The organism is Rhodopirellula maiorica SM1 (assembly GCF_000346295.1).
Taxonomy (GTDB): domain Bacteria; phylum Planctomycetota; class Planctomycetia; order Pirellulales; family Pirellulaceae; genus Novipirellula; species Novipirellula maiorica.
The window spans coordinates 1-888 of sequence record NZ_ANOG01000751.1 but is presented as its reverse complement, the minus strand read 5'-3'; the positions used below and the strand labels follow the sequence as shown (position 1 = coordinate 888).

General features: G+C 54.5%; 1 protein-coding gene. It reads right to left on the bottom strand.

Going from position 1 to position 888, the window contains the following annotated elements:
• Positions 1–751: DUF11 domain-containing protein (locus RMSM_RS24460; protein WP_008702864.1), on the bottom strand; the 751-nt coding region annotated here is incomplete at its 3' end.
• Positions 752–888: the final 137 nt, after the last annotated feature.

Below are 888 nucleotides of genomic sequence, written 5' to 3'. Positions count from 1 at the left end.
GACTAAGGCCGACATCAGATCCGTCAAAGAACCACTCGAAACGGCCTGCGGTGAAGACGCCGTGATCCGAAGGGATGAATTCGACAATGTCCGAGTCGCGGACCAGACCGAGGTCGCCAACGCGGGAATTAGTATCGAAGCTAAGCAGGATGCTGCCATCGGATTGAATATGAAAGGCATTGATGTCGTAGGAAGTCAGGCCGACATTTGATCCGTCGAAATAGATCGACCACTCGTTCGTCGACGCATCGAACGCCAAGATGTCTTCGTCTGCGAACGGGATGTCGGCGATCACGCCACTACCAGAAAAACTGATGAAGGTCACGTTGTTATCAGCAGCTTCACCGAGCACGAGCGACGTCGCGGTCGCGGTGTTGTTGTCCTGGATCAGATCAACCAATTCCGAGTTGACCGTTGCCGTGTTGCTTAGCGTCCCCGGTTCGGTCGTGGCGATCGTGATCGCGACTTGCTTCGATGCTCCGCTTGCGATGTCACCAAGTTCCCAGCGCATCACATCGCCATCCAAACTGTAGAGTTCCGAGGATGACACCAGAATGACCGAAGAAGGAAGAGTGTTTGCTAGTTCGACTGCGGTGGCGGACCGTGGACCACGGTTGGTTATCAAGAGTTGATAGGTCAGTTCGTCACCGACGGTGACGGTTTCCACCGCACCGCTAATCGCAAGACTCAAGTCGGCATGCGGAGGATCGACGCGAGTCGTTTCATTGGCGTCGTTGTTGGTGAGGGCCAAATCGAGAGTGTTGGACGAAACGCTCGCGAGGTTGTTTAATTGGCCTGCTTGCGTTGCGACGACGTCAATGCTTACGTTGGCACTCGCTCCACAGCTAGATCGCCCAGATCGAAATCGACGACTACCACTGTTATGTT